This is a genomic window from Paucisalibacillus globulus DSM 18846 (assembly GCF_000482485.1).
Lineage (GTDB): Bacteria > Bacillota > Bacilli > Bacillales > Amphibacillaceae > Ornithinibacillus > Ornithinibacillus globulus.
In genome coordinates this window covers 222,892-248,775 of sequence record NZ_KI519435.1, presented here as the reverse complement: position 1 = coordinate 248,775, position 25,884 = coordinate 222,892, and the positions used below count along the sequence as shown (strand labels likewise).

At 36.3% G+C, this 25,884-nt stretch carries 27 protein-coding genes; 22 read left to right on the top strand and 5 right to left on the bottom strand.

The genetic code is table 11. The features are described 5' to 3' along the window. Positions 1-115 precede the first annotated feature (115 nt). Complete coding sequence (locus K332_RS0113325) at positions 116-733, bottom strand: NUDIX hydrolase (RefSeq protein WP_026907904.1); 618 nt, start codon at positions 731-733, stop codon at positions 116-118. Between the two features lie 195 nt (positions 734-928). Here K332_RS0113325 and K332_RS0113320 point away from each other — a divergent pair, with 195 nt between their 5' ends. The 8 genes from K332_RS0113320 (at position 929) to K332_RS0113285 (ending at position 8,301) form a co-directional block, all read left to right on the top strand. Further along, positions 929-1,432, top strand: a complete 504-nt coding sequence (locus tag K332_RS0113320; RefSeq protein ID WP_026907903.1) for a DUF3231 family protein — start codon at positions 929-931, stop codon at positions 1,430-1,432. Between the two features lie 225 nt (positions 1,433-1,657). After that, positions 1,658-2,710 carry a Delta(5) desaturase DesA gene (gene desA, locus K332_RS0113315; RefSeq protein WP_026907902.1) on the top strand — a complete coding sequence of 351 codons (1,053 nt, stop codon included), beginning with the start codon at positions 1,658-1,660 and terminating at the stop codon, positions 2,708-2,710. Positions 2,711-2,800: 90 nt separating this feature from the next. Then, positions 2,801-3,934: a sensor histidine kinase gene (locus K332_RS0113310; RefSeq protein WP_026907901.1), complete on the top strand. Its 1,134-nt coding sequence runs from the start codon at positions 2,801-2,803 to the stop codon at positions 3,932-3,934. Beyond that, positions 3,931-4,533, top strand: a complete 603-nt coding sequence (locus K332_RS0113305; protein WP_026907900.1) for a response regulator transcription factor — start codon at positions 3,931-3,933, stop codon at positions 4,531-4,533. The genes K332_RS0113310 and K332_RS0113305 overlap by 4 nt, the downstream gene beginning before the upstream one ends. Positions 4,534-4,928: 395 nt before the next feature. Further along, positions 4,929-5,711, top strand: coding sequence for a MerR family transcriptional regulator (locus K332_RS22530; protein WP_051359462.1), 783 nt, complete (start codon positions 4,929-4,931; stop codon positions 5,709-5,711). Next, positions 5,689-6,699 carry an acyl-CoA--6-aminopenicillanic acid acyltransferase gene (locus K332_RS0113295; protein WP_026907899.1) on the top strand — a complete coding sequence of 337 codons (1,011 nt, stop codon included), beginning with the start codon at positions 5,689-5,691 and terminating at the stop codon, positions 6,697-6,699. Before K332_RS22530 ends, K332_RS0113295 begins: the two co-directional genes overlap by 23 nt. 148 nt (positions 6,700-6,847) lie before the next feature. Further along, positions 6,848-7,633, top strand: coding sequence for an ion transporter (locus K332_RS0113290; protein ID WP_026907898.1), 786 nt, complete (start codon positions 6,848-6,850; stop codon positions 7,631-7,633). Positions 7,634-7,665: 32 nt separating this feature from the next. Further along, positions 7,666-8,301, top strand: a complete 636-nt coding sequence (locus tag K332_RS0113285) for a pentapeptide repeat-containing protein (RefSeq protein ID WP_026907897.1) — start codon at positions 7,666-7,668, stop codon at positions 8,299-8,301. A gap of 271 nt (positions 8,302-8,572) precedes the next feature. Here K332_RS0113285 and K332_RS0113280 read toward each other — a convergent pair whose 3' ends face one another. Then, positions 8,573-9,592: an LLM class flavin-dependent oxidoreductase gene (locus K332_RS0113280; RefSeq protein ID WP_036688917.1), complete on the bottom strand. Its 1,020-nt coding sequence runs from the start codon at positions 9,590-9,592 to the stop codon at positions 8,573-8,575. Positions 9,593-9,810: 218 nt separating this feature from the next. Here K332_RS0113280 and rlmN point away from each other — a divergent pair, with 218 nt between their 5' ends. The 3 genes from rlmN to K332_RS0113265 all read left to right on the top strand — a co-directional run bounded on the left by rlmN (position 9,811) and on the right by K332_RS0113265 (position 13,500). Then, positions 9,811-10,878 carry a dual-specificity RNA methyltransferase RlmN gene (rlmN, locus tag K332_RS0113275; RefSeq protein WP_026907895.1) on the top strand — a complete coding sequence of 356 codons (1,068 nt, stop codon included), beginning with the start codon at positions 9,811-9,813 and terminating at the stop codon, positions 10,876-10,878. 104 nt (positions 10,879-10,982) lie between these two features. Beyond that, positions 10,983-12,803, top strand: coding sequence for an asparagine synthase (glutamine-hydrolyzing) (asnB, locus tag K332_RS22525; RefSeq protein WP_051359461.1), 1,821 nt, complete (start codon positions 10,983-10,985; stop codon positions 12,801-12,803). 52 nt (positions 12,804-12,855) lie between these two features. Then, the gene (locus K332_RS0113265) at positions 12,856-13,500 is read left to right on the top strand and encodes a DUF421 domain-containing protein (RefSeq protein ID WP_026907894.1); all 645 of its coding nucleotides are present in this window, start codon (positions 12,856-12,858) and stop codon (positions 13,498-13,500) included. A gap of 33 nt (positions 13,501-13,533) precedes the next feature. Here the strand turns inward: K332_RS0113265 and K332_RS0113260 are convergent, their stop codons facing one another. Then, entirely contained in the window at positions 13,534-14,790 is a 1,257-nt protein-coding gene (locus K332_RS0113260; protein ID WP_026907893.1) for a GGDEF domain-containing protein, read from the bottom strand. Positions 14,791-15,082: 292 nt separating this feature from the next. On the opposite strand from K332_RS0113260, the gene K332_RS0113255 reads away from it, so the two are divergent. From K332_RS0113255 to K332_RS0113240, 4 genes are read left to right on the top strand one after another with little or no spacing between them, the layout of a single operon-like run. Beyond that, on the top strand, positions 15,083-16,270 hold the full coding sequence (locus tag K332_RS0113255) for a carboxylate--amine ligase (RefSeq protein ID WP_026907892.1): 1,188 nt from the start codon (positions 15,083-15,085) through the stop codon (positions 16,268-16,270). A gap of 25 nt (positions 16,271-16,295) precedes the next feature. After that, a complete protein-coding gene (locus tag K332_RS0113250) occupies positions 16,296-17,786 on the top strand; it encodes a UDP-N-acetylmuramoyl-L-alanyl-D-glutamate--2,6-diaminopimelate ligase (protein WP_026907891.1) in 1,491 nt (496 codons plus the stop codon). Between the two features lie 31 nt (positions 17,787-17,817). Beyond that, on the top strand, positions 17,818-18,552 hold the full coding sequence (cuyB, locus tag K332_RS0113245; RefSeq protein WP_036688914.1) for a cysteate racemase: 735 nt from the start codon (positions 17,818-17,820) through the stop codon (positions 18,550-18,552). 12 nt (positions 18,553-18,564) lie between these two features. Then, positions 18,565-18,765: a hypothetical protein gene (locus tag K332_RS0113240; protein WP_026907889.1), complete on the top strand. Its 201-nt coding sequence runs from the start codon at positions 18,565-18,567 to the stop codon at positions 18,763-18,765. Between the two features lie 55 nt (positions 18,766-18,820). On the opposite strand, the gene K332_RS0113235 is transcribed toward K332_RS0113240, so the two are convergent. Beyond that, a complete protein-coding gene (locus K332_RS0113235; protein ID WP_026907888.1) occupies positions 18,821-19,819 on the bottom strand; it encodes an NAD(P)/FAD-dependent oxidoreductase in 999 nt (332 codons plus the stop codon). A gap of 341 nt (positions 19,820-20,160) precedes the next feature. On the opposite strand from K332_RS0113235, the gene K332_RS0113230 reads away from it, so the two are divergent. From K332_RS0113230 to K332_RS0113220, 3 genes are all read left to right on the top strand, one after another. Continuing rightward, positions 20,161-20,577, top strand: coding sequence for a PaaI family thioesterase (locus K332_RS0113230; RefSeq protein ID WP_026907887.1), 417 nt, complete (start codon positions 20,161-20,163; stop codon positions 20,575-20,577). A 466-nt stretch (positions 20,578-21,043) separates the two neighbouring features. Beyond that, positions 21,044-21,310: a type II toxin-antitoxin system Phd/YefM family antitoxin gene (locus K332_RS0113225; protein ID WP_026907886.1), complete on the top strand. Its 267-nt coding sequence runs from the start codon at positions 21,044-21,046 to the stop codon at positions 21,308-21,310. Next, complete coding sequence (locus K332_RS0113220) at positions 21,300-21,605, top strand: type II toxin-antitoxin system RelE/ParE family toxin (RefSeq protein ID WP_026907885.1); 306 nt, start codon at positions 21,300-21,302, stop codon at positions 21,603-21,605. Before K332_RS0113225 ends, K332_RS0113220 begins: the two co-directional genes overlap by 11 nt. A gap of 384 nt (positions 21,606-21,989) precedes the next feature. Here the strand turns inward: K332_RS0113220 and paaX are convergent, their stop codons facing one another. Then, positions 21,990-22,823 carry a phenylacetic acid degradation operon negative regulatory protein PaaX gene (gene paaX, locus K332_RS0113215; RefSeq protein WP_036688967.1) on the bottom strand — a complete coding sequence of 278 codons (834 nt, stop codon included), beginning with the start codon at positions 22,821-22,823 and terminating at the stop codon, positions 21,990-21,992. A 316-nt stretch (positions 22,824-23,139) separates the two neighbouring features. Here paaX and paaA point away from each other — a divergent pair, with 316 nt between their 5' ends. The 4 genes from paaA to paaD are packed head-to-tail and all read left to right on the top strand — an operon-like array spanning position 23,140 to position 25,874. Continuing rightward, positions 23,140-24,129 carry a 1,2-phenylacetyl-CoA epoxidase subunit PaaA gene (gene paaA / locus K332_RS0113210; RefSeq protein WP_026907883.1) on the top strand — a complete coding sequence of 330 codons (990 nt, stop codon included), beginning with the start codon at positions 23,140-23,142 and terminating at the stop codon, positions 24,127-24,129. Between the two features lie 18 nt (positions 24,130-24,147). After that, entirely contained in the window at positions 24,148-24,501 is a 354-nt protein-coding gene (paaB, locus tag K332_RS0113205; RefSeq protein ID WP_026907882.1) for a 1,2-phenylacetyl-CoA epoxidase subunit PaaB, read from the top strand. After that, positions 24,498-25,319 (top strand): 1,2-phenylacetyl-CoA epoxidase subunit PaaC, encoded by an 822-nt coding sequence (paaC, locus tag K332_RS0113200; protein WP_026907881.1) that lies wholly within the window; start codon positions 24,498-24,500, stop codon positions 25,317-25,319. The genes paaB and paaC overlap by 4 nt, the downstream gene beginning before the upstream one ends. Before the next feature lie 57 nt (positions 25,320-25,376). Next, positions 25,377-25,874: a 1,2-phenylacetyl-CoA epoxidase subunit PaaD gene (paaD, locus tag K332_RS0113195; protein WP_026907880.1), complete on the top strand. Its 498-nt coding sequence runs from the start codon at positions 25,377-25,379 to the stop codon at positions 25,872-25,874. Positions 25,875-25,884: the final 10 nt, after the last annotated feature.

Sequence of the window (25,884 nt, the reverse complement as noted above, 5' to 3'; positions counted from 1 at the left end):
GGCTGATATTCCTCAAACCTGGCTGATATTCCTCAAACCTGGCTGATATTCCTCAAACCTGGCTGATATTCCCAAAACCTAACAAAAAAACATCGGTCAACCCGATGTTTTCTTCTCAACTCTTTATCAACTTTAAAAAGTGTGTCAATATCTTTGCCGTTAATCCCCATATAACCCGGTCCTCGTATCGGTAAAACAACTCATTAACATGGCGAATTTGCCAATTGTAATCTTCCCCGCCAACAATTAAATCAAACGGAAAATTTTCCTCAGGTATTACTTTGAAATTTACTTTATAGGATTCCGGTGTGGTATTCAGAAAATAAGATAAAGGTACTGTGAAAAATTCTCCAACTTCTGATTCGTTTGGGGTGATTTCATCGATATCTCGAAGTTTCCCAACATAAGGATAGATGATCCTACCCATATCAGACACCACATAGTCAATCGGAGTCACATCTAGAATGCTCTCCTCACTAATCCCAAGTTCTTCTGTTGTTTCACGAATAGCACAATATCTTGAAGTTGGATCAGTAGAATCTATTCTCCCTCCAGGAAAACAAATATCACCAGGTTGACTACGTAGCTTCATGGAGCGAACTTCGAATAGTATATGGGTATCTCCATTCACTTCAACTAGTGGAATCAGTATTGCAGACTGTTTAAAATCTTCCATTCCCATAATTCCAGGCTCTTTTCTAGCCAACTGATCTAGGATTTTATTTATTTCCATCCATCCCCCTCCTATCTATTACCTTATTCTCATTATACCTATTAAATAGGACTTAAAAAAACAATCGGTTTATGAAAAGGAAATAGGTAAAAAAAGTAAACTAATAACTGTTTAAAAATCCTGGGAATAGACAATCTAAGGATATGCATGGATAGAAAGGTGGCACAGAATATGAATATGATTAGGAGGTTGAAAATGGGAATTTTAAGTGGAAATCCTACTGATGAACCGATGCATTACGGGGAGGTGTATAGTGTTTGGACGGCGGTGTTTACTGGAAAGGCAATGGTTGCAGCCTACCAGACATTATTAAATCATACTGGAGACGATGACTTAAAAAAGTTAATTCAAGAAGCGATTGAACAAGGGAAACAGGACTTAACAGAAATAGAAGCATTACTAAAGGCTAATGGTGTTGGATTGCCCCCAACCCCTCCGGAACGTCCGGCAGCAGATTTAGAATCCATCCCTACTGGTGCCCGTTTCATGGATAATGAAATTGCAGGAAAAATGTCAGCCGATGTTGCTGCTGGGTTAGTAGCAGCTAGTACAGTGATGGGTCAGTGTATACGAGAAGATATTGCAACATTATTTGGGAAGATACATACCCAAAAAGCTGCATTTGGTACAAAGCTTCTTCGATTAAATAAGGAAAAAGGATGGCTTGTACCTCCACCGCTTCATCAAGGTGAAGCTTAGGGTTATAAAAGAAGAATATTTCATGTCAGGGTGGTGATGAAAATCATCACCTTTTTGTGTAGTAATTTAGGAAAGGTTGATGGATTTGTAAAACCCCGACTGAAGGAGGTTTCACTTGATTAGATATGACATTTGTCATATCTAACTCCTTACGAATATGACTTATAAATTTTCTACTATCCACCTAATATATAACTAATAACAAGTACGATTAGGGGGAATAAAGTGAGTAAACAAAAACAAGCACAATTAAGAAAAAGTGTATTACCATTTGCGCAATCGGATACAAGGGCAAGTGTCTTTCAAATAATCAATACGATTATCCCATTTTTCCTACTTTGGTTTCTGGCATATCAGAGTCTAGCCATATCTATTTGGTTAACCATTCCATTAACCATTCTAGCGGCAGGATTTGTAGTACGAACCTTCATTATTTTCCATGACTGTACTCATATGTCCTTTTTCAAAAATAAGAAGGCAAATCGTGTAGTCGGGACCATTACCGGTATCATCACCCATTTTGCATTTGAAAAATGGAAATGGAGTCATTCGATTCATCATGCCACCAGTAGTAATTTAGATAAACGTGGAACAGGTGACGTGTGGGTCATGACGGTGGACGAGTATGTAGCAGCTTCATTTTGGGGCAGACTGGCTTATCGACTTTACCGAAATCCAATCGTCATGTTTGGATTAGGACCGCTTTATCTCTTCTTAATTTCTAATCGATTCAATCGTAAAGGTGCAAAACGAAAAGAACGGTTAAACACCTACTTAATTAATGTTTCTATTGTAGTGATTTATGCGCTTTTAATGTGGGCAATTGGCTGGCAGGCCTTTTTAATCATACAACTGCCTATTTTGTTTATTGCAGGTGCTGCAGGTATTTGGTTGTTTTATGTACAACATCAGTTCGAGGATTCCTATTTTGAAAATGAAGAGGAATGGGATTATGTAAAAGCAGCGGTAGATGGAAGTTCGTATTATAAATTACCTAAAATTATCGAATGGTTAACTGGTAGTATCGGTTATCATCACGTGCACCATTTGAGCCCAAGAGTTCCAAATTACAATTTAGAAAAAGCCCATGAATCAACACCACCATTGCAAAAGGCAACGACAATTACACTTTTGACTAGTCTACAGTCCATACGATTTCGTTTGTATGATGAGGCGAGCAAAACATTTGTAAGCTTTAAGGAAATTAAGGAACGCTTGAAGGAACAAAAAACCAACTTACCACTCACTACAAGAAATACTAGTGTTCAAGAAAAGTAACCCAAAAAAACCCCTACATTGCATGTGTTGGGGTTCTTGTATTACTCTTTATCTGCTATACTCTAGGAAACAAGAATTAGGAGGAAGAAAATGCAAAAGTGGTATCATATTTTCTCGAAGAATACAGGACTAAGCATTTATATTTGGATTGTTTTCTGTATTCTTCCCTTCTATTTCGTCATTCGGTTCTCTACCCCAATAGAAGTTATTGTTGGGATAGTTATGATTGTTCTATTTTTTACAACCTTTCGTTTATCGTACATAAAAAAAGGTTGGACAGTCTATTTGTCTGTCGGTATTGAGATGGCGATTAGCATTGGGATGACACTGTATTTTGGCTATGTCTATTTCTCGTTGTTTCTTGCTTTCTATATTGGAAATATCCAGAACAAAGCAGGTTTTATTACCCTTTATGTGGTCCATCTAGTAACAACCATTTCGGCCACAACAATTGGCTTTTTCACACAAAGTCAGATTTTCTTTACCCAACTTCCATTTATCATTATTAGTGTTATTGGTGTCATATTATTGCCATTTAATATGTATAATCGAATCAAACGGGAACTGCTTGAACATCAATTAGAAGATGCCAATCAACGTATCTCCCAATTAATGGTGATGGAAGAGCGGCAGCGTATTGCCCGTGATCTACATGATACATTAGGGCAAAAACTATCGCTCATTGGACTGAAAAGTGATTTGGCTGGGAAACTATTACATAAACACCCCGAAAAGGTGCAAAAGGAAATTCAAGATATACATCAAACGGCTAGAACCGCACTAAAGGAAGTACGGGAAATGGTTTCTGATATGCGAAGTATTAGATTAGAGGATGAGATTAAACATGTGCAGCAAGTCATATTGGCAGCTGAAATGAATTTTCACTTGGAGGGTAATCCGGTATTAGAACATACACCCTTATTAGTAGAAAATGTACTAGGCATGTGCTTGAAAGAGGCTGTGACAAATATTGTTAAACATAGTAGAGCTCGCGTCTGTTTAATTAAAATTAAGCAATTACCAAGTGAGATTTCTCTTATCATTCAGGATGACGGAATTGGTATTGGAAATATAGATACGACAAAAGGTAATGGACTACGCGGAATGAGAGAACGACTGGATTTTGTCAATGGAAGCTTAGAGATTGAAGAAAGTAATGGTACGGTTCTAAAGGTAAAGATTCCAAATGTAATTAAACAACAATCAGAGGAGAGATTGTCATGATTCGGATTGTAATTGCTGAAGACCAAAGGCTACTGCTCGGAGCGTTAGGTTCATTGCTTGATTTAGAGGATGACATGGAAGTAGTCGGTAAAGCGAAAGATGGGCAAGAGGCGTTAGATTTGATCCATCAACATCAACCTGATATTTGTATTATGGATATTGAGATGCCTGTAAAGAGCGGATTGGATGTAGCGGAGGAAATAAAGAATCATGATTGTAAAGTAATTATTTTAACTACCTTTGCAAGAGCAGGATATTTTGAACGCGCACGTAATGCAAATGTAAGTGGCTATCTATTAAAGGATAGTCCGAGTGAAGAATTAGCTAATTCAATTCGTGTCATTATGGGTGGCAGAAAGATTTATGCGCCAGAATTAGTTGATATAGCTTTCAATAAACAGGAGAACCCGTTATCGGAAAGGGAAGAGCAGGTAATTCAATTAATTGCAGAGGGAAAGAATACTAAAGAAATTGCCAGCCAACTCTACCTTACAACAGGAACTGTACGGAATTACGTATCAGTTATTTTGGATAAGTTAGATGTAAGTAATCGGATTGAGGCCATTTCGCGGTTTCGGGAAAAAGGTTGGTTTAAATGAGTGAGGCTATCTGCATAAATGTGGATAGTCTTTTTGTTTAGTAATTAAAAAGTATTTAAATACTGACTTAGCAACCTGCGCAGACACTGACAACATTATGATAGCGTAGTTAATTATGCTATCAGGTATTGCTAATTCTTCTGGTATTGGTTTTTTGATAACTGGCTTCACCATTTGAAGTACGATTCCAGTATGAAATGAAAAATGGGGCCCCTAAACCTTATAATCCATATTCAAATGAAATAAAAAATCTATACAATTAATACTCCATCTGTCCGATTTCGGTGTAAAAACGATAAACATTATAAAACTTTGCAAAACTATAAATGATTTCTGATTTTCCCCTTGACCTTCAAGTTGCTTTAAGGTTTATCTTAAGAATAGGAGGTGTAAACATGTTATCCATTCAAGCATTTTCCAAAAAGACAGGAATACCTAAAAGTACGCTCCGCTTTTATGAGGAGAAAGGGTTATTAATACCGGATAGGAACAAAGAAAATGGCTATCGATTATATCGGCAAGAACAAATTGATTTAGCTCGAACCATTTCGAGTCTTCGATTAGCAAATATACCTTTAAAGGATATTCAACGATACATGTCAGCTAGTGTTAGTGATCAATGCCAAATGAAGCAGACGTGGACAAGAGCTTTAAAAGCACAAAAGGAATTATTAGATGTACAAATCAAGTATTTGGAAAGTGCTCAAGAAGAGAAGGATATCTTTTTATTCGAAAGGCCTGCTGAACGAATTATATGGATGTATGCGGAGCGGAATCAGGGTGGATTTGGTGAGCTTTTTACAAAGGGACAAAAGGAACTCAAGAAACAACAAATTGTAGTTACCAATTATTATTTGAAGTATGAATCGGGAAGGGAAACAGTGAAAGCGTGGATCGGGTTTGGAATTCCTGAGAATAGTCACGTTAGGAATGGGGACCTTTTTGAAAAAGAGGAAAGAATAAGTAAGTCTTTATGTGTTGCTACACATTTTCAAGGGAACTTCTTCAAAATAGTGCAGGCATATCTAAAACTAGTAAAATACGTTAGTGATCATCATTATATTCCGACAGGGTCGTTAATGGAGATGTACCATGGAAATGACTTGAAGCTGGTCACTATTTTAATGCCAGTAATGAAAATGGGAGGGGAAGAAAGTGAGACAAAAATTATTCGTTAATTTAGTTGAATTGGTGGGTTCAAATTATCAAATTGGGATGGAGCAAAGCAATCATATAAAATTTGATGAAAAATATGATATGTTTCAAAAACTAACGTCAACTGTGGATTCCACAAAGGCGCAATCTATTCTAATGGAATACTCTGATGGAATTATAGAGGAAATTAGGGGGATTGCAGATGGACTAAAAATAGACTTTCAAACAGCGTTACGGATGTACAGCGGTTATGATTTAACATTTCCAACGATGGGCTGTACAGCATTTTCTAAAGAAAACTATTATATTCGGAATTATGATTTTAGTCCTGAATTATATGATGGTCGTCTAGCCTTCTATAATCCAGAATATGGCTATGCAAGTATAGGGTTTAGCCAGCAGATTATAGGTAGATTAGATGGAATGAATGAACATGGCCTTGTGATTGGATTGCATCTTGTGAATGAAGCGAAATGGAGCCCGGGTCTAATGGGGACGACGATAGTAAGGCTTGTTTTAGATACGTGTAAAGATGTAGGAGAAGCGGTAAATATAATCACGAAATTACCACATGGTTATTGCTATAATTACTCATTGATGGATCAAGACGGCAATACATGTATGGTGGAGGCATCACCAGAGGAACAAGTTGTTACCCATCATACACCATTAATTTGTACCAATCATTTTGAAACAGAAACATTAAGTAATAAAAATAGAACGTATATAGAAGGCTCGTTACGCAGAAAGAACTATCTTCAAGAACTCGCACTAGAAACCTACTCCCCGGAAGAAGCATACCAACTATTTAATAACGAGAATTCCCCTTTGTTTTTTAAGGAATACCGTCAGTTTTTTGGTACACTACACACAGTCATTTATATTCCCAAGACACTCGAGGTAATAGTCGGCATAGGTGGAAATGCAACACCGACAAGGTATTCATTAGCAAAATGGCTACAAGGGGACCAACATGTGAAAGGGGAATTAGTTGGTGAAATAGATTATTAGAGTTCAAACGTATCACATCGTATAAAACACGGTACTAAAGTGAAAAACTTCAGTACCGTGTTTTGAGTTAGTTCATCCTTTTCTCTTAACGTGATGACAGAATGAACACTTAAAAGTAAAATGGTAAAGGGAGGGGGATAAAATACATATGAATCAATTTAGGGAAGTATGTGCTAGAATTTCAAGGAATCCCATTTTCATTAATACAGTTATTGTATTAATTATATTTAATGCTATTTTAGTAGGATTAGAGACTTATATTAGTGTTGATTCACAGTTGTATCAATGGATTTACTTTGGAGATAGGTTAATACTTTGGCTCTTTACACTAGAAATAGCCATACGCATTGTGGGAAGCTTCTCCGTAAAAGACTTTCTGAAGGATCCTTGGAATGCTTTTGACTTTGCTATTGTTGCACTTGGACATATTTTAGTTGGTAGCCATTACGTGATAATTCTTCGTGTTATTAGGGTCCTAAGGGTACTAAGAGCAGTGTCCATTATCCCGTCACTACGAAAAATGGTAAATGCACTTATTTTGACTATCCCCTCAATGGGAACGATTTTATTATTATTAGGGATTTTCTTTTATATTTATGCGGTCGTTGGAACGATGCTGTATAGCGATATGGCACCTGAATATTTTGGGACCTTACATAATTCTTTACTAACGCTTTTCCAACTGTTAACGCTCGATTCTTGGGCAAGTGGTGTCATGGCACCAGTAATCGAACAAGAACCAACCTCATGGTGGTATTTCATTTCATTTATCATCATAGGTGCGTTTGTCATTATTAATTTATTTGTCGGGGTAATTGTTAATAATGTGGAAGAGGCATCGAGAGAGGAGACACCTTCTCCTACAGATATAAAACTGGCTGAGGTTCAAAAAGAACTAGCTGAAATTAAAGCATTACTTAAAAGTAAAACGTAAGCATTCACATCATTGATAAAGGAGAGAAAGTAATGGGAATTAAATTTAAAATCAATCTACCAAAAATACCTGCAGATCTACCTATCCATACATTTCAACCAGAGGAACGAGGTTACTATGATTATCGTATATATAAGGATTGTGTGATAACAAACGATGTTATGGATCGTATAGCATTTGACCAAGTGGTTTTTGACCATGTTACGTTCGAAGGGGACTTTGCAACGATTGAGTTAACCGATTGCGTATTTAATCACTGTGATCTTTCCAATGCTGATTTCTCAAAAGGAAGTATCCATCGTGTGGAATTTAAGCATTCTAGAATGATTGGAATAGTATTATCAGAATCTACGTTAGCAAACGTTCTATTTGATAATTGCCAGCTTAATCTAAGCACATTCGGTTACTCTAAATTAAAGCAAGTGAGATTTTCTGAATGTACCGTAAAAAACAGCGACTTCTATGAGTGCACTATTCAAAAGCTAGACTTTCAAAACTGTGAAATAGACGAGGCAAACTTCTCCAATACCAAACTAAAAGGAGTAGATTTAACAACATGTAGGTTTGACAGTTTACAAGTTTCCCTTGAAAGCATGCAAGGCTGTATCGTGTCAACTGTACAGGCTTTAGGCTTTGCTAGGTTATTGGGGCTGGAGATAAAAGAATAAAGCTAGACTATCAACACGTTAATTATGGGTAATAACATATGCAAAAAAACATTTGTTTAGAAACAAAAGCAGGATAAAGTTCTTCTAATTTGTATTAGGTACAATTGGGGGAACGAACGATGAAAAAGTTTAGTTTAGTATTAGCTCTATTTTTTAGTGATAAGTTTATTCTTTAGCCAAGGGAACAATTAAGCAAATTATTTCAGATGCTAATTTAAAATAAATGGATATTTACCACAAAAAAGCACAGCCCATAGGCTGTGCTTTTTCATTACTTCATCATCTCCGCTACAATCTCATACGAACGTAGACGATCTTCTTGATGGAAAATTTGTGAACCGATAATTAGTTCATCAGCTTGTGTTTCCTCTATAAAGCTTTCTAAACCTCTTCGTACAGTTTCAGGGTCCCCAACGATGGTTGTTTTGGGATCCAATGTTTCCATAACTGCTGCAAGTTCCATTGGAGAATACATTTCTTCCAAATTATCAACTGGTGGTTGTAGCTTTCCTGGAGTTCCTCTGCGTAAACTTAAGAACTGCTGCTTTTGGGATGTTGCGATGTAGTTTGCTTTTTCATTTGTATCAGCAGCAATAACATTTATTCCAAGCATGACGTATGGTTTCTGTAATACATCAGATGGCTTGAAGTTATCACGGTATAATTTCAGTGCTTGGTGAAGAAAAGCTGGTGCGAAGTGACTAGCAAACGAGAATGGTAATCCTTTATGAGCAGCTAGTTGGGCACTGAAACCACTTGAACCTAATAACCAAAGAGGAACTTTTGCACCTTGTCCAGGTACTGCCTTCACCCGTGATACCGGTTCATCAGAAAAGTAATCTTGTAGTTCATTTACCTGCATAGGGAAATCTTCTACACTCATATTTAATGTTCTGCGCAGTGCATAAGCAGTTGCTTGGTCACTTCCTGGTGCTCTACCTAATCCAAGATCGATTCGCCCTGGATACATCGCTTCTAATGTTCCAAACTGTTCAGCAATAACAAGTGTTGCATGGTTTGGAAGCATGACTCCACCAGCTCCAACACGAATGCTTTCCGTTGCTCCAGCTATATGGCCAATAACAACAGAGGTTGCGGAGCTTGCGATTCCAGTCATATTATGATGCTCGGCTAGCCAGTAGCGGTTAAAACCCCATTTTTCAACGAAACGTGCTAATTCCACACTGTTCTTAAAAGACTCACTAGCATTACTGCCTTCCGTAATCGGTGCGAGATCAAGAACCGATAATGGTATATGATTAAATGTCTTTGCAGATATAGACTTTTTCAAAATAAAATCTCCCTTCAAAGGTATCCTTAATAAGGAATGATAAGTATTTTGACGGAAAGAGTCCAACTTTTAGCCTCAAATAATAATAAATCCATTTTAATTTCCATCAAAATAGGTTTGCCATTATACACGGATTCAAGGTATGATAGTAAAGTAATTTTGGCAAAGATAATATGGTAAAGCACTAATATATATAATGTTGGAGATGAGAATTAACAATGACTAAAAAATCCATTTACGGATTAACGATGGAACAATTGACGAATTGGTTAATCGAAAACGGACAAAAACGCTTCCGTGCTGAACAAGTTTGGGATTGGTTATATAAGAAACGTATTCATAATTTCACAGATATGAAAAACGTCAACAATGAAACAATCTCTTTATTAGAAGAGAACTTTGTTGTTGAAACATTAGACGAGGAAATAAAACAGGTTTCGAAAGATGGTACGGTTAAATTTCTATTTAAACTTTCTGATGGTAACCTAATTGAAACTGTGTTAATGCGATTTAATTATGGTTTATCTGTATGTGTCACTACTCAGGTTGGTTGTAATATCGGTTGTACATTCTGTGCGAGTGGATTACTAAGAAAAAGTAGAGACCTAGATAGTGGTGAAATTGTTGGACAGATTATGAAAGTCCAAAAGCACTTAGATGAACAAGGGAATGATGAACGTGTCAGTCACATCGTTGTGATGGGTATTGGGGAACCGTTTGACAACTTCACCAACCTAATCGATTTTATCAACATTGTAAATGATGAAAAAGGACTTAAAATTGGTCAACGTCATATCACTGTATCTACTAGTGGCTTGGCTCATAAAATTTATGAATTTGCTGATACTGGATTACAGGTGAATTTAGCAATCTCCCTACACGCACCAAACAATGACCTTAGAACACGTATTATGAAAATTAATAAGGCATTTCCTATTGAAAAGCTGATGAAAGCAGTAGACTATTATCTAGAGAATTCAAATCGTCGTATTACCTATGAATACATCATGTTAAAAGATGTTAACGACCATAAGGAAGAGGCATTACAACTGGCAAAGTTACTACGAAGTAAGCGTCACTTATCCTATGTAAACCTAATTCCATACAATTCTGTTGAAGAACATGGTCAGTACCAACGTAGTGAAACAAATGTGATTCAAGCATTCCACGAAACCCTTAAACAGCAAGGTATTAACAGTGGTGTTCGTTGGGAAAATGGAGCAGATATAGATGCTGCATGTGGACAGTTAAGAAGTAAACAAATTAAGAAGCAGAAAGTTGTATAAAGATTAACCGAAAGACTGACTCATGAAATTTTGAGTCAGTCTTTTTCTTTTTGAATAGAATAATGTAAAAAATACGTCTACTATGTTAAAAGGGGAAATTTAGGATGTATGGTTTAATTGGATTTCAGATAATGGGACATCAACTAGCTGATGAACAAAAAAATGATAAGCAGGAGTGCTTTGAATATAGAACTTCGACTAGTGTGAATACCTATCAGGATTCTTTTTTACAATTAGATTTTAGTAGTGAATTAATGGAACAGTATTTGGTTTTTAATGGACGTTTCCTAGTTGTTCTGGATGGCAAGATTTACAACTATAAACAACTGCGTTCTGGACTTCAGAAGAAAGGATATATCTTTGATTTAGGTTCAGAAATAGAAGTTATTGCTACTCTGTTTGTAGAAAACGGTGTGGAAGCTTTCCGTGAATTGAGAGGGATGTTTGCCATCGTCATTTGGGATAACCAAGAAAAGACGTTATATGCTGCAAGAGATCCATTTGGTATTAAACCGTTTTACTATATGGACTCCGAAGAACTGTTCCATTTTTCTTATCATAAAAGTCATATTACTGAGTCAAATTCAAATTTAACTTTTCATGAACAAGCATTACAGCATTATCTTTCCTTTCAATATGTGCCCGTGCCTTTGACATTAACAAAGGAAATAGTAAGCCTCCAGCCAGGTTACTTCTTAATCAAATCTCACAAAAGACCTCTTCAAAAACAACGCTACTTTCATGCAACATTCCAACCAGTAGATGGGAATGAAAATCAAATCATCAATCGTATACAAGAAGTAATGGTTGATTCTGTTAAAGCGCATATTCAAGATGAGGATTCTGTTGGGGCATTTTTATCGGGTGGGATTGACTCAAGCCTTATTGTAGGAATTGCTAAACATATTCATCCCACACTTAAAACATTTTCAGTTGGATTTGAAGAAGATGGATTTTCGGAAATACCAATCGCACAAAAAACGGCGTCAGAACTTAATGTAGAAAATATCTCCTATACGATTAGTCCACAAGAATACGTTGGCAGTTTGCCTACTATCTTACGCTATCTAGATGATCCATTAGCAGACCCTTCCTGTGTGCCACTATACTTTGTAGCTAAGCAGGCAAGTACCCACGCGAAAATAGTCCTTTCAGGAGAAGGTGCTGATGAACTTTTTGGCGGTTACAATATTTATAGAGAGTTTGAGTCCCTAAAATTATTTAACCACCTTCCTTCCAGCATGCTTAAATGGCTCCATAAATTATCTAGGGTCATTCCAGAAGGTGTGCCGGGGAGGAGTTTTATTGAACGTGGAACGACACCACTTAAGGAAAGATATATTGGAAACGCAAAGATTTTCGAGGAAAAAGAAAAGCAACAATTTCTTAAGTCTTATAACGAAGCTAATGATTATCGATTTATAACGGATGAATTATTTCAGTATATGAAAGAAGAACATCCTTCCCACCAAATGCAATATATCGATATCCATACATGGTTGCCAGGAGATATATTATTAAAGGCAGATCGAATGACAAGGATTCACTCTCTATCGTTACGATCACCATTCTTAGATAAAGAGGTCTTTCAGGTAGCTCAGAAGATTCCAGTTAAGTATAAAATATCGGAAAAACAAACAAAGCAGATACTACGTAAGGCAGCAAAAGACTTTGTTCCGAATCATGTAGTAGAAAGAAGAAAGCTAGGATTTCCTGTGCCAATTAGGAAATGGCTACAAAATGAATTATTTGACTGGGCTCAAACCGTAATATTAATAAGTGAAACAGATAACTATGTAGATAAATCATATTGCCTTAAATTATTGACTGACCATGCAGCTGGTAAACGTGACAACTCTCGAAAACTATGGACGATACTTGTATTTATGATATGGTATCAAGTGAATATAGCGAATAAAGAATAGTCCCTTGTTAATTACAGAAACTAACTATAAAAGTGCCTGAGAGGGAGATTCGATGGAACTCGATTGGATATGGAAAGCGGTTGTAATTGTTGTAGCCGGAACAATTTTGCTAAGGTTTGCAGGAAGAAAATCTATTTCACAGATGACATTACCACAAACGGTAATCATGATTGGCATTGGATCGTTACTGATTCAACCTGTTGCCGATAAAAATATCTGGTTAACTATGGGTGTAGGTGTGATGTTGGTCATTACATTAATTCTGATGGAATATGCAGAGTTAAAAGGAGCAACATTTGAAAAGATTGTTACAGGACAGTCCAAAATAATTGTTGAAAATGGAGTCGTTAATGAAATGAATCTTAGAAAAGTAAGATTAACGGTGGATCAGTTGGAGGCAAATCTACGACAAAAAAATGTAACTAAGCTATCCGATGTTGAGTTTGCTACACTAGAGCCTAATGGACAACTAGGCTTTGTGTTAAAACAAGAAGCACAACCCGTAACCAAAAAGGAATTTCAGCAACTAATCGATATGATTCAACAATCCATTCATACAAATCAGCATGTAACGGAATTAAACGTTCCATTGGAAAAGGTAAATCAGGAACTTAAAAAAGTAAGAACAAAAGATGAACTGTTTACGGAAGTAGCTAATCATGGTCATGACAAACAAGTACCAAAGCATCTTCAATAAAATAGGGGAGGATACGAGAATCTCCCTCCTCCATTATTCAAACCTCGCTGATAACGGAATATCAACCAATCCATTTTTTGCGGAAATGCAATTTTTTCCTTTATCCTTTGCAAATAGTAGTAACTGGTCTGCATAGACATACGCCTTCTTAATTTCGATCGCTTCATTTGTTCTGTAATAATATAGTCCAAATGAGGCAGTCATTGGAATATGGATGGTTTTATTTTCATATTCAGCCATTGCGGGGGTGTCTTTAATTCCTTTCCGTACTTTTTCCACTAAAGAAAGGCATTCTTCATAGCTCCTGTTCTTAAGGAAAATCGTAAACTCTTCTCCACCACTACGGAATAAATAATCCTCCTCAGATAGATAGCTTCGTAAAGTAGATGCAAAGTGTTGAATGGCACGATCACCAACAGCATGGTTGTAATTATCATTAATTAGCTTGAAGGAATCAATATCTGTAACGATAATCCCTAGTCGCTCTTTTGAGTTATTTAATTCAGCCATCTTCTTATCCATAAAAGCCCTGTTATAGATTTCTGTAAGAAAGTCAGTATAGGCCATTTGTTCAAACTTGTCCCGTTCCGACTTATGTTGAATGGATTGATTAATCGCGATATTGGAGCGGCTTACAAGATAGTTCAATAGAAACAAACCGGTAACCATTTCCCATTGTTTGTTGACAAGAAAGAAAAATAATAATCCATTGGAGAAGGCAATTTTGCCCATATCTAAAATACTTCTACTTTTAATAAAGGTGATGGCATCCTTTAAATTATTCATTTCGCCCATTGCTAAAAAGACAATCGATAAGTAAACATGAGATAAGAAACTCATAACCATAGTAATTGCAATAATTAGTATCCAAAATCCAAAAGGTATCCGATCTAAAAATGGATATAACGCATGAAAAAGGTAATATGCAATCGAACCATTTAGGGCAAAAGATCCAATATTATAAAATGTATGTAATAATTCTTCATCATCCGCTATTTTATTCTTTTTTCGAATGAAATAAACTGTTGTCATATAGAGTGATTCATAGATTAATACACCAAGAGGTCCCCCGTATAGTGCAATTGCAAGACTATATGGGATGGTGTAATCGACTTTCGTATTACCGTGCTTAACAGCAACTCTCAAGTGATAATATAGAGTGGAAAATACATAAAAAAGAGAAAGGCCAATAAGATAACTTGGTAAATTTGTTTTTATTCCACCAGAGCTTATTGCAACTATAACGGAAGTGACAAATAGCAATATTATGAAAATTTTATCCGCGCGCATCGACTACACCACCTCATCTTATAGCAAATCTTTCTATTATAGTAAAATGGGTAAAAATTCCTATATATTCACTATATCATATACGAATTGGTATTTATATATATTGTTAAAATGCAAATGAAAGCCCTCCCTTATTGACTTTTTTGAAGTATACTCTGTACTTACGTATAATTAGGAGTATATAATGAGTAATGTATATATATAAACATTTAATACTAAAAAATTATGGTTTTTAATAATATATCAATAAACGTTCGTGATTTTATTAGAAAACTAATAGGAGTAATGGTTTATGAAAAATAAAGCAGTTATTTTAGGGAATAATTATTATATAGGATTAAGTGCAATTAGAGGACTTGGTAAAGAAGGAATTCACACGGTAGCAGTGGACTATTCTGAAGAAGAAAGATATGGTGCCGCTTCTAAATACTGTTCAGAAAAAATTATAGTGCCTCATTATAAAGATGAGACAGAAGGATTTATTCAAGGATTAATTGACTTTGCTAAGAAGCAGGATGAAAAACCTGTGCTTATACCGTGTCATGATACTTATTTGGAAGTAATTGATGCCTATTTAGATAGAATCAAGGAGTATTACTTAATTCCACAATCAGAACAGGGCCTAGCGACTGAGGTGATGAATAAAGACACACTTCACGCGCTTGCAATTGAACATGGGGTGCGTGTACCTGAGATTGTACGAATTAATGAGCCGAACCTGGAAGAACGAGTGGAGCAGGATATTAAGTTCCCATGCTTAGTTAAGCCATTTGATTCACCGACCTTTGTGCATACGTTTAGAAGGAAGTTATTTAAGGTTCATAATATGCAGGAATTACATGAAGCTCTAGAAAAAGCAAAGCAAAAAGAATTAGAAGTTTTTATACAACGTATCATTCCTGGTTTTGATGATCATATGTATACGTTTGATGCTTATTTAAACCAAAATTCAAAGGTCACACACTGGACAACATGTCAGAAATTACGTCAATATCCGATAAATTTCGGGGCCTCTGTATATACAATTCAAAAACACACCCCCGAATTATTCGAAATCGGTTCGAAGTTTTTAGAAGGCATTAATTATAAGGGCTTTGCTGAAATTGAATTTAAAAAGGATGAAGAAACAGGAGAATTCTATTTAATCGAGATCAATGCAAGGATAACTAACTTTAATCAAATGCTTTATAAGGTTGGCTTGAACTTTCCGTATATTACATACAGAGAAATGATTGGAAGCCCGTTAGAGCCTAAAGCAGTAACAGAAAATACAAATCGTGCATTTTGGTACGGGTATGAGGATTTATTAGCTGTAAGAGACTATATAAAAACGAAGCAGCTAAAAGTATCCGATGTTCTAAAAACATTTAGAAGACCTAAGGCATATGCGATTTGGAGTTGGAGTGATCCTAAACCGGCATTTGTTTTTGGTGGGATAATAATCAAGAAAGTATTCAGAAAAGTATTTAGAAGAAAATGACTAAATTTATATTCGAGGTGTAAAAATGTTATTGTCCTCATTATTAAAAAACATGGAGTTTTCATTAGTAAAGGGAAATTTGGATGTAGAAATAGCGAATGTAACATCAGACTCTAGAGAAGTAGCAAACAATGGTTTGTTTGTTGCGATTCCTGGATTTGTTGTTGATGGACATTCATTTATTAATAAAGCAATTGATAAAGGGGCAACAGCAGTCATTGTCGATAGAGATATTACGATTTCTAACGATATAACAGTTATTCGTGTTAATAATTGTCGCCTTGCGTTAGCTAGTGTATCTGCTCAATTTTATGGTGAACCTACTAAAAATCTACATCTAGTAGGAATAACCGGAACAAATGGAAAAACGTCCACTTCATACTTTTTAAAATCAATCTTTGAGGAAGCAAATAAAGCTATCGGAGTTATAGGGACAATGGGAACGATCATGGGGGACAAAGTTCTCCAAAATAAAAATACTACTCCTGAGTCTTCTGAAGTCCAAAAGTTAATGAAGTCCATGATCGATGAAGGAATCGATCAATGTGTTATGGAAGTTTCATCCCATGCATTAGAACTGAATCGAGTTGCAGAATGCAATTTTAATATCGGGATTTTTACTAATTTAACACCTGATCATTTAGAATTGCATAAATCAATGGAAGAATACTTTCTTGCTAAAGCAAAACTGTTTGATTTAACAAATGATTACAACATAATAAACATGGATGATGAATATGGTGCTAAACTCATTAAAATGGTTGAAGGTCAAACAACGAAATTAATTACATTTGGGCTAAGTGAACAAGCTGATTTTTACCCATCTGACATTCAATATGAATTTGACCATACACGATTTATTCTAAATACTCCTGAAGGAAAAAAACATATTAAAGTTAATCTTCCTGGTGAAATATATGTCTATAATAGCTTAGCGGCTATTGCTTCTGCTTATTGTAGTGGTATAGATCTAGAAACAATCAGGAAAGGGATAGACAAAGTTGATGGGATAAAAGGGCGAATGGAAGTTATTTATAAAAGAGGCGATTACAGTGTGATAGTTGACTTTTCTCACACGGAAGATGCACTGGAAAAAGCCCTTACTACTATTAGACCTTACGTAAAAGGAAAGTTAATACTTGTATTTGGGGTTTATGCGGATGCAAGCCCTAATGGAAAGAAGAAAAGGGAAGGGATGGCAAAAGTAGCGTCACAATTCGCTGACTTCTCCATTGTGACGTCGGACAATCCTAAAAATTACGACCCTTATCTAATCATTAGAGAAATTTCCGAAGCAATGGTAAGAAATAATGGAAATTACAAAGCTATTTTAAATAGAGAAGAAGCAATTCAATATGCGGTAGAAGTAAGTGAAGAAAATGATATAATTTTAATTGCTGGAAAAGGACATGAGACATCTCAAATAATTGGTGGTAAAGAAATACCATTTAATGAAACTGAAATTGTCATGGAAGCTCTGAAAAGCAGGATGAAAGTTGCGGGAGCATTTCGTTAGTAGGAGTCTAATTATATAGGTGGTTATTTTTATGGTGAAACAAAAAAAGCTCGGTGTGTTAGGTGGAATGGGACCTGCTGCAACATCGTTATTTTTTGAAAAGGTTATAGAAAATACAGAGGCAAGTAAAGACCAGGAACATATTGACATGGTTATTCTTAACCATGCTACGATTCCAGATCGGACAAGAGCCATTATAGAAGATAATAAAGAACCGTTTTTAGAAGCGGTTAAAAAGGATTTTGAGATATTTGAGGTAGCTGGTGTTGATCATATTGCTATTCCGTGTAACACTTCTCATTACTTTTATGAAGAGATGCAAGCGATGACAGATATCTATATTATTAATATGATTGAAGAAACGGCATCCTATATTCGTGAAAATTTTGGAGAAGCTGCAAAAGTAGGTATTTTAGCAACAGACGGTACGATAAATACTGGTATATATCAGCATGTTTGTCATAAATATAATATGAAGGCTCAAGTTCCTAATGTGCAGGACCAGGAAAAAGTAATGCGAACTATTTATGATTTTAAAGCAGATAAACCCGTTGATGTACAGGAGTTTGAACGCATCGTTGAGAGAATGGTCCACCAAGAGAAATGTGATTGCGTAATTCTAGGGTGTACTGAGCTTTCTTGTCTTGAACTTGCAACACATGTAAGACCTTATTGTGTAGATGCCATGCAAGTATTAGTGAACCGATCAATCATTCTTTCTGAAAAAGAACTAAAAAAGGAAGTAGTAGTTGCACATCTGGAGTAAGGGGGGAGATTCATGATTAACAAAGATGAATTTGAAGAATTCTTACTCGAATCTTTCAAAGATGGTAGAAGCATTCGTGAACTTAGGCTATCAGAGGAAGAAGCAAACTTTATAAAAATCAACGTACCAAAAGCGAGATTCAAGAAGATACAAGTGCCTTTGAACCAATCATCAAAAGAATGGTATGAAGTAGACACTAGACGTACTAAATGAGTAAAGAGGATGTTTCAAGAAGGGTGTTATCCCGATATGAAACATCCTCATTTTTTTAATTTGGAGTAGCAAATAAATGCGTACTATGTACACTAAGCTTAGCTTTAGGATTCAGGTATGACTTTGCATGGTTAACAGCAATCGTTGCTTCCCCAAAACCAGTTGCAATTAGCCTAGGTTTTCCTTCATAGGCACAAATATCCCCAGCGGCATAAACTCCTGGAATAGTTGTTTCCATTTTACCATTGACGACAATGGCATTTTTGGTAGTTTCAAGACCCCAGGATTTAATTGGACCAATATTGGTGATAAAGCCGTAATTAACAATGATCTCGTCGATTTGTAATACGCTATGATTGTCTCCTTTTACCTCCTGAATAACCACTTGGTCCACTTTTCCACCATTCCCAATAATGTCGGTTAGCTCAAATGGTGTGTGAACAGTAACAGATGATCCCTGTAGTTGTGTAAGGCTATGCTCATGTGCCCTGAATTCTGGCCTGCGATGAATAAGTGTAACGTTACTTGCGACCTCTTCAAGGGCTAGAGCCCAGTCTACTGCAGAATCACCACCGCCACATAGGAGTACCTGCTTCCCTGCGAAGCTATCTAATTGTTTTACAAAATAATGAAGTGTTTTGCCTTCAAATTCTGATGCATGGTCAAGCTTTAATCTTCTAGGTTCAAAAGCACCTGCACCTGCTGTGATGATAATCGTTCTGGAAAGATGGACCCCTTTTGAAGTATAGATTTTGAACGTACCGTCTTCCTTTGAAGTGATTTCCTGTACTTGTTCATTTAAACATATGGATGGAGAAAAGGTTTGCGCCTGTTTATGTAGTTGAATGACTAAGTCTTTTGCTTTAATACCGGGAAAGCCTGCAACATCATAAATATATTTATCTGGATATAGGGCCGTTAATTGGCCGCCAACTTCGGGTAAGCTATCTATTATTTTTACAGTGGCCTCCCGCATACCCGCATAAAACGCCGTAAACAATCCTACCGGTCCAGCCCCAATTATTGTAATATCAACCATCCCATGATTTTCCATCTGTAGGTCTCCTTTTTCTTTTAAATAAAAATATGCATATCGTAATAATTATATAACGTTATTATAACGGTTAAATAAAATATGTTATATAAATAATAGAAATATTATTTAAAAAAGTCAATGTTAATTATAAAATTTAAAAATCAAGGTCTCTTCTCCTACATTTTATTGGAATAATTCATGATAATCTTTAAAATGTGGATTATTTATCCATATATACTAATTTAAAATAAATTAAATAAATTTAGACTCTATTGACAATGATTATTATAAAACATAGTATTTTAGTAACGTTTTAATAACGACTGTTAAATAAAATAACTGTATTAGGAGTGGAAAACGTGAAATATACAATTACTGATCTACAACAAGTCGTATCACATGGATTAACTCCACCACCTTGTGATACAACCATGCAAGTGAAGGTAAGCTATGCAGAAGATGGAATTGCAAAAGGGATTTGGGAAGTGGATAAAAAATACATAAATGGTTTAGGAGTAGTCATGGGAGGTTTTTTGTCAGCTGCCGCAGATATTTTGATGGCATATGCAATTGCTTCCAAGCTAACAGAAAGTCAAGGGTTTGTCTCGATTGATTTAGATACAACGTTCCATCGTCCAGCGTTTGAAGGGGAAATTGAAGTAATAGCTCGGGTGGAAAAAATGGGAAGAACATTAGCCTATGTTGTTGCCGATTTAGTTCAGAATGAGAAGAAGGTGGCGACTTGTGTGTCTTCTTTGTTGATTCAGCAAAAATAGGTATGTCAAATTGGAGTTCGGGACGAGATGTGTTCAAACTATCAAGGTTGTATTGTTTATACTCTTCTTTTTAAACAGGTGCTATTATTAATCAAGATAATCAGTGATTTGTAACCTTTTTATCGCAGGTTAACTGGCTGTAAGACCCTTAACGAGAAGAATTCGCGGGAAATTCAAGAATTATAAGTGGGGATCAACAGCAAGTCAAAAGCTAAGGTTCGTTCAACTAACAATCAGTGGGGGATAAGGGAACGGAGACGAAGACCGTCACGTCCTTATGTCTTCGTCTGCATGGCCTACATCCTGTAGGCCTAAAACCCCCTCTGATTGAAGTTTCACTGATATAAAAACAATATTAGGGGAATATATATGTTGGTATTGTAGTGTAGATATTTTAACACACTTTACTACATATAAAAATAATAGTATAATTATATCAACAAAATGATATATGGGGTGTGGAATTATGATAATTAAACCATCGGCAGCATTAAGAAATGATTACACTACAATATCAAATCTTGCAAAAGAAACCAAAGAACCTATATATATAACAAAAAATGGTGAGGGGGACATGGTTCTCATGAGTATTGATGCCTTTGAAAAAAGGGAGCAAATTTTACAGCTTCGTGCAAGAGTTCTGCAGGCAGAACAAGAAAGAATTAGTGGAGCAGAAACGCTCAGTATTTCAGAAGCAAAACGAAGATTAAGTGAGCGAGCAGATGAAGTATAAAATTGAAATTTTGCCTTCTGCTTGGGAGGATTTAAAAAAGCTCCAGGACTATTATCTGATACAGTTTGATTTGCGAACGGCAACAAAGGTCAGTAATCATATATTGAATACGATTGAGCGGCTAGAAGATTTCCCGGATTCCGGTTCGATGACACCAGATACATGGCTGAATGAACAAGGTTACCGTATGGTGATTTCTAAGAAGCATGTAGCAATCTATCGTAGGATCAAGGATTCGATTTATATTTATCATATAGCTGATACACAGACAGAATACACAAAGTTATTTTATTAATAATAGGTAGATTAAGTTTCTGTTAAACAGACTTTCGAATGTAACCTGGTGTAGTCCGTCAATCAAGACAGTGATTATCTTGGTTGACGGTTTTTGCTTTTGTTAGAGAACGAATAAATATTTGGTGAAGAATAGAGTGCTTCAAAATGGAGAATTGTATATTTTGTGGAATTTTAAGAGAAGAAATATCCTCATTCACAATATTTAAAGATGAGACAGCTACAGTCATCCTTGAAAAAAAGAAAGTAAAACTATAGATCGGTTCAAATTAGAACGGGTTTTTTTGTATATAAAAGCACCGCATTTGCGATGCTATTATATTAATAAATTGGTTAGTAAAATAGAGTTTTACAATTGGAAACAGATACCGTTAATCGAAATACGCTACTTTCTTAGACTTTCCTGTAATTTATCTACTTCACCTTGCTCATACACTTCCTTAAAGAAACGTCTAGCTGGTTCAATGAGCATTTGATAATAATCGTTAAATAGTGATGCTGCTGAATCGCCTAACCATTTCTTTGGCAATAATTCTTGTGGTAAGTTTGGATCAATAAATAAGAATTTACGATACTGATGAACTAATAGGGCAGACTTAACGAAACAGCTTCCATCCGTTAATTCACCTTTCTCCATTTTATTTTTATCAATTACATACTTTTGGCTATAATCTTGAATAAAGGATTGATACTTTTCATTTACTTCATCAAGATTCCAACACTTTTGGACTAACTCTTCAGGGCTGTTCTTGCCAATGTAGGAGGCATGAAAGAAGGAAACGTAGTCACTGATATTATATTTATCTATTAATACGTTTACCTGTTCTTCTAACGGATTAGGTGATATCCAGCAACTGTTGGATAATAGCCCAAAGCCACTCCAAACTAATTCTTTTCTCAGCTCATCACGAAGATGACGTTTCGTTTCTGGAATGGTGTAAACAAGAATGCGCCAATTTTCATCCCAAGAAGGGTGCTCCGTTTTATAAATACGCTTGGATGCTTCTTCCATCCGAGCTTTTCCACGTTCTGTTAAGGAATAATAGCTTTTATTACCAATCTTCTCGGACTTCACCCAACCTTGCTTACTCATCCTTGATATAGCAGCCCGAACGGATTGCTCGTTATGGCCAAACTCCTCCAGTAGCCTTATTAAACTACCAATCCATATAACATTATCATCATGTCTTATATAATCCCCAAATAAGGTAAATATCATTGATCTCGTATTAAATTGCTTTTCCACCAAAAACTCCCTTTCCAATTTGTACGTCCACGTAATTTTCGTCATTCGTTCAAATTCTAACAAAAAAACCAAGAAAAGAATAGGTGCTAAGTTATTTTTGCGTATTTACTTCAATTGTTTCTATGTGTAACGATGGTGTACTAATGTTTTAAGAGTAGGAAGCCTCGTAGGATTATAGAGTTGTCTATGAAAATCATCACATATTATTGGGAAAATTTAAAATAATATTGTCATATGTATGACACTTTGCTATCATAACGTTAAAGAAACGTTATGAAAGGGTGGTACAATGTACAACTATGTGGAGGACGGAGATTCCAAAACAACTGCATATGTCGAGCATGACCAAGCGAAATATGATGCATTTATGGCCCGAATTGAAGCCGGAGACAAAATTGAAGCAGATGACTGGATGCCTGAGGATTATCGTCAAGCATTAATAAAATTAATTTCTATGCATGGAATCAGTGAAATAATGGGAGCGTTACCTGAAAAGGAGTGGGTACCGAAAGCACCAACATTAAGAAGAAAGCTAGGAATAATGGCAAAGGTTCAAGATGAAATGGGTCATGGCCAGCTTTTATTACGTGTTGCTGAAGATCTAATGAAGCCATATGGAAAAACAAGAGAAAATTTAATGGAAGATTTATTAAACAAGGATTTAAAATTCCATAATGTCTTTCATATGCCAACGAAAACATGGGCAGATGCTGGAATGGTAGGTTGGCTAGTTGATGGTGCAGCAATCATTTCACAAACCAATATGCTTGACGCCTCTTATGGTCCATACCAAAGGGCATTACAACGTATTTGTCAGGAGGAAGTTTTCCATGCGCAACATGGAGAATCTATTATTATGGCACTTGCGGAGGGGAATGACTACCAACGCGATATTTTACAAGAATCATTGAATCGTTGGTGGCCATCGCTGCTTATGTTCTTTGGCCCAGCATCAGCGGAAACAACCGGATCGTCTAAGCAAGATATCATGATTAAATACAAGATTCGAAAGAGCACAAATGAGGAGTTGCGCCAGGCATTTTTATCGAAATATATGCCACGAGTATTTTCGCTTGGATTAACCGTACCGGATGAAACCATCCATTATGATGAGAACGAGGAAAAGTGGATATACAAGCAACCGGACTGGGAAGAGTTCAAGCAAATTATACGAGGTAATGGCCCTCGTTCAAAAGAGCGACTACGTATAAGAGAAATTGCTTATGAAAACAACCGTTGGGTTCGACAAGCATTGGCTACTGAACCGGTGGGTGTTTAAAGGAAGGGGGAACAAAACTTGGCTAAGGAATCTGATTTTTATCAAGTATATGAAGTGTTTAGCAGAAGAGGAAGTAAAGCCCCGATGCAGCATCAATTCAGTCTGCTTGCACCGAATAGAGAAATGGCTATGATGATGGCACAGGAAAATTTTATGCGCCGTGAAGAGGTCATCGATGTATGGGTAGTGAAGCAAAATGATATCCGTAAAATGACGAGTGAAGAAAGACAGAGCATGACCAATCGCTTGGATAATAAACAATATCGCACGACAAAGGGATATGGTTACCTACGCCAAAAGTGGAAGGAGAAAGAACAAGGCATGCTTGATGAGAAAGAAATCATGTCTTGGAAAGAGGTGAAGAAGAAATGAGTAAACTCATTGAAACAGCTGAACTAGCAAAGCAGGATGCCACCTATTTGCAAGCACTAAAAGAATTACTTTTCCAATTAGCGGACGATGATTTATTAATTGCCTTTCGTGGGTCGGAATGGTTAGGGTTGGCACCACATGTGGAAGAAGATGTAGCTTATTCTTCCATCACGCAAAATACGATGGGGCATGCCGCTATGTATTATAACTTATTAGAAGAACTTGGAGCAGGGGAAGCGGATATACTTGCACATGGCCGCAAACCAGAGGAACGCAGGAATGGTATTTATCTAGAGAAGCGAAACGGAGAAGGAACTTATCTGGATGAACCTTATTATGACTGGGCATTAGCTGTGGTCAGAAATTACTTCTATGAAACCTTTAAAAAGATTAAATTGGAAGCGATTGCAACAAGTTCCTATAAGCCGTTAGCGAATGTTGCAAGGAAAGTACTGATGGAACATCCATATCATTTGGCTCATTGGAAGCTATGGATGAAACAGCTCGGGTCTTCATCAGAAGAGGCGAAAAAGCGAATTCAGGATCGTATTAATGAAGCATGGGCTGAGTTTGCGGATGTTCTTGAGTTAGGTTCACTAGCTAATGATATGAGAAGCCTGAACCTAGTCATGATTGGTGAAGAGGAAATGAAGGATAAGTGGTTAGAAGAAATTCAGTCGGTTTTAGTGGAAATTCCAGTGGGTCCATTAGGGAAAAAGTATGGCAGTGGAAGAAATGGTGAACATACTATGGACCTTGAGCAAGCATTAAATACCCTGGCAGAAGTTTATAACAGCGATAAAACTGCGGCCTGGTAAAGTCATGTATCTACCGAAAAGTGAATAAAAATATGAGGAGAGGAGGACATAAACAAAATGAATAAACATGATGAGGTTTATGCAGTTTTAAAAACGGTTGATGATCCGGAACTCCCTTCGGTCAGTGTGTATGACTTAGGCATGGTGCATGACGTTGTTTTGAATGAACAGGAAGTAAATATCAAGATGGTTCCGACATTTGCTGGGTGTCCTGCTTTGGAATTTATTGAAATCAAAGTAAAAAAGGCGGTAGAGGAACTGTCCTGGGTTGGTAGTTGTCATGTTCAATTTACGATGGAACATCAGTGGTCAACAGATGCCATTACGAATAAAGGGAAAATAGAATTAAAAAAACATGGTATTGCACCTCCACCTGAAAACTACCATCCAGGGGATAAGTGGATGGTAAACTGCCCGTACTGCAACTCGGATTACACATCCATGGAGAATGTATTTGGACCAACCGCATGTAGAAGTATTTTATACTGCAGTGCATGTAAGAATCCATTTGAAGCAATGAAACCAGTGGTTCAACCACTTAATTTAAATCACTAGGGGGAAATGA

Excerpts from the sequence above, each read along its gene's own strand:
- paaD (WP_026907880.1), top strand. The coding sequence starts at position 25,377 with ATGAATAAACATGATGAGGTTTATGCAGTTTTAAAAACGGTTGATGAT.
- K332_RS0113265 (WP_026907894.1), top strand. The coding sequence starts at position 12,856 with ATGGAACTCGATTGGATATGGAAAGCGGTTGTAATTGTTGTAGCCGGA.
- paaC (WP_026907881.1), top strand. The coding sequence starts at position 24,498 with ATGAGTAAACTCATTGAAACAGCTGAACTAGCAAAGCAGGATGCCACC.
- K332_RS0113240 (WP_026907889.1), top strand. The coding sequence starts at position 18,565 with ATGATTAACAAAGATGAATTTGAAGAATTCTTACTCGAATCTTTCAAA.
- K332_RS0113305 (WP_026907900.1), top strand. The coding sequence starts at position 3,931 with ATGATTCGGATTGTAATTGCTGAAGACCAAAGGCTACTGCTCGGAGCG.
- K332_RS0113310 (WP_026907901.1), top strand. The coding sequence starts at position 2,801 with ATGCAAAAGTGGTATCATATTTTCTCGAAGAATACAGGACTAAGCATT.
- cuyB (WP_036688914.1), top strand. The coding sequence starts at position 17,818 with ATGGTGAAACAAAAAAAGCTCGGTGTGTTAGGTGGAATGGGACCTGCT.
- K332_RS0113285 (WP_026907897.1), top strand. The coding sequence starts at position 7,666 with ATGGGAATTAAATTTAAAATCAATCTACCAAAAATACCTGCAGATCTA.
- asnB (WP_051359461.1), top strand. The coding sequence starts at position 10,983 with ATGTATGGTTTAATTGGATTTCAGATAATGGGACATCAACTAGCTGAT.
- paaA (WP_026907883.1), top strand. The coding sequence starts at position 23,140 with ATGTACAACTATGTGGAGGACGGAGATTCCAAAACAACTGCATATGTC.
- K332_RS0113260 (WP_026907893.1), bottom strand. The coding sequence starts at position 14,790 with ATGCGCGCGGATAAAATTTTCATAATATTGCTATTTGTCACTTCCGTT.
- K332_RS0113235 (WP_026907888.1), bottom strand. The coding sequence starts at position 19,819 with ATGGAAAATCATGGGATGGTTGATATTACAATAATTGGGGCTGGACCG.
- paaX (WP_036688967.1), bottom strand. The coding sequence starts at position 22,823 with ATGATATTTACCTTATTTGGGGATTATATAAGACATGATGATAATGTT.
- K332_RS0113290 (WP_026907898.1), top strand. The coding sequence starts at position 6,848 with ATGAATCAATTTAGGGAAGTATGTGCTAGAATTTCAAGGAATCCCATT.
- K332_RS0113255 (WP_026907892.1), top strand. The coding sequence starts at position 15,083 with ATGAAAAATAAAGCAGTTATTTTAGGGAATAATTATTATATAGGATTA.
- K332_RS0113325 (WP_026907904.1), bottom strand. The coding sequence starts at position 733 with ATGGAAATAAATAAAATCCTAGATCAGTTGGCTAGAAAAGAGCCTGGA.
- K332_RS22530 (WP_051359462.1), top strand. The coding sequence starts at position 4,929 with ATGTTATCCATTCAAGCATTTTCCAAAAAGACAGGAATACCTAAAAGT.
- K332_RS0113320 (WP_026907903.1), top strand. The coding sequence starts at position 929 with ATGGGAATTTTAAGTGGAAATCCTACTGATGAACCGATGCATTACGGG.
- K332_RS0113250 (WP_026907891.1), top strand. The coding sequence starts at position 16,296 with ATGTTATTGTCCTCATTATTAAAAAACATGGAGTTTTCATTAGTAAAG.
- rlmN (WP_026907895.1), top strand. The coding sequence starts at position 9,811 with ATGACTAAAAAATCCATTTACGGATTAACGATGGAACAATTGACGAAT.
- K332_RS0113225 (WP_026907886.1), top strand. The coding sequence starts at position 21,044 with ATGATAATTAAACCATCGGCAGCATTAAGAAATGATTACACTACAATA.
- K332_RS0113220 (WP_026907885.1), top strand. The coding sequence starts at position 21,300 with ATGAAGTATAAAATTGAAATTTTGCCTTCTGCTTGGGAGGATTTAAAA.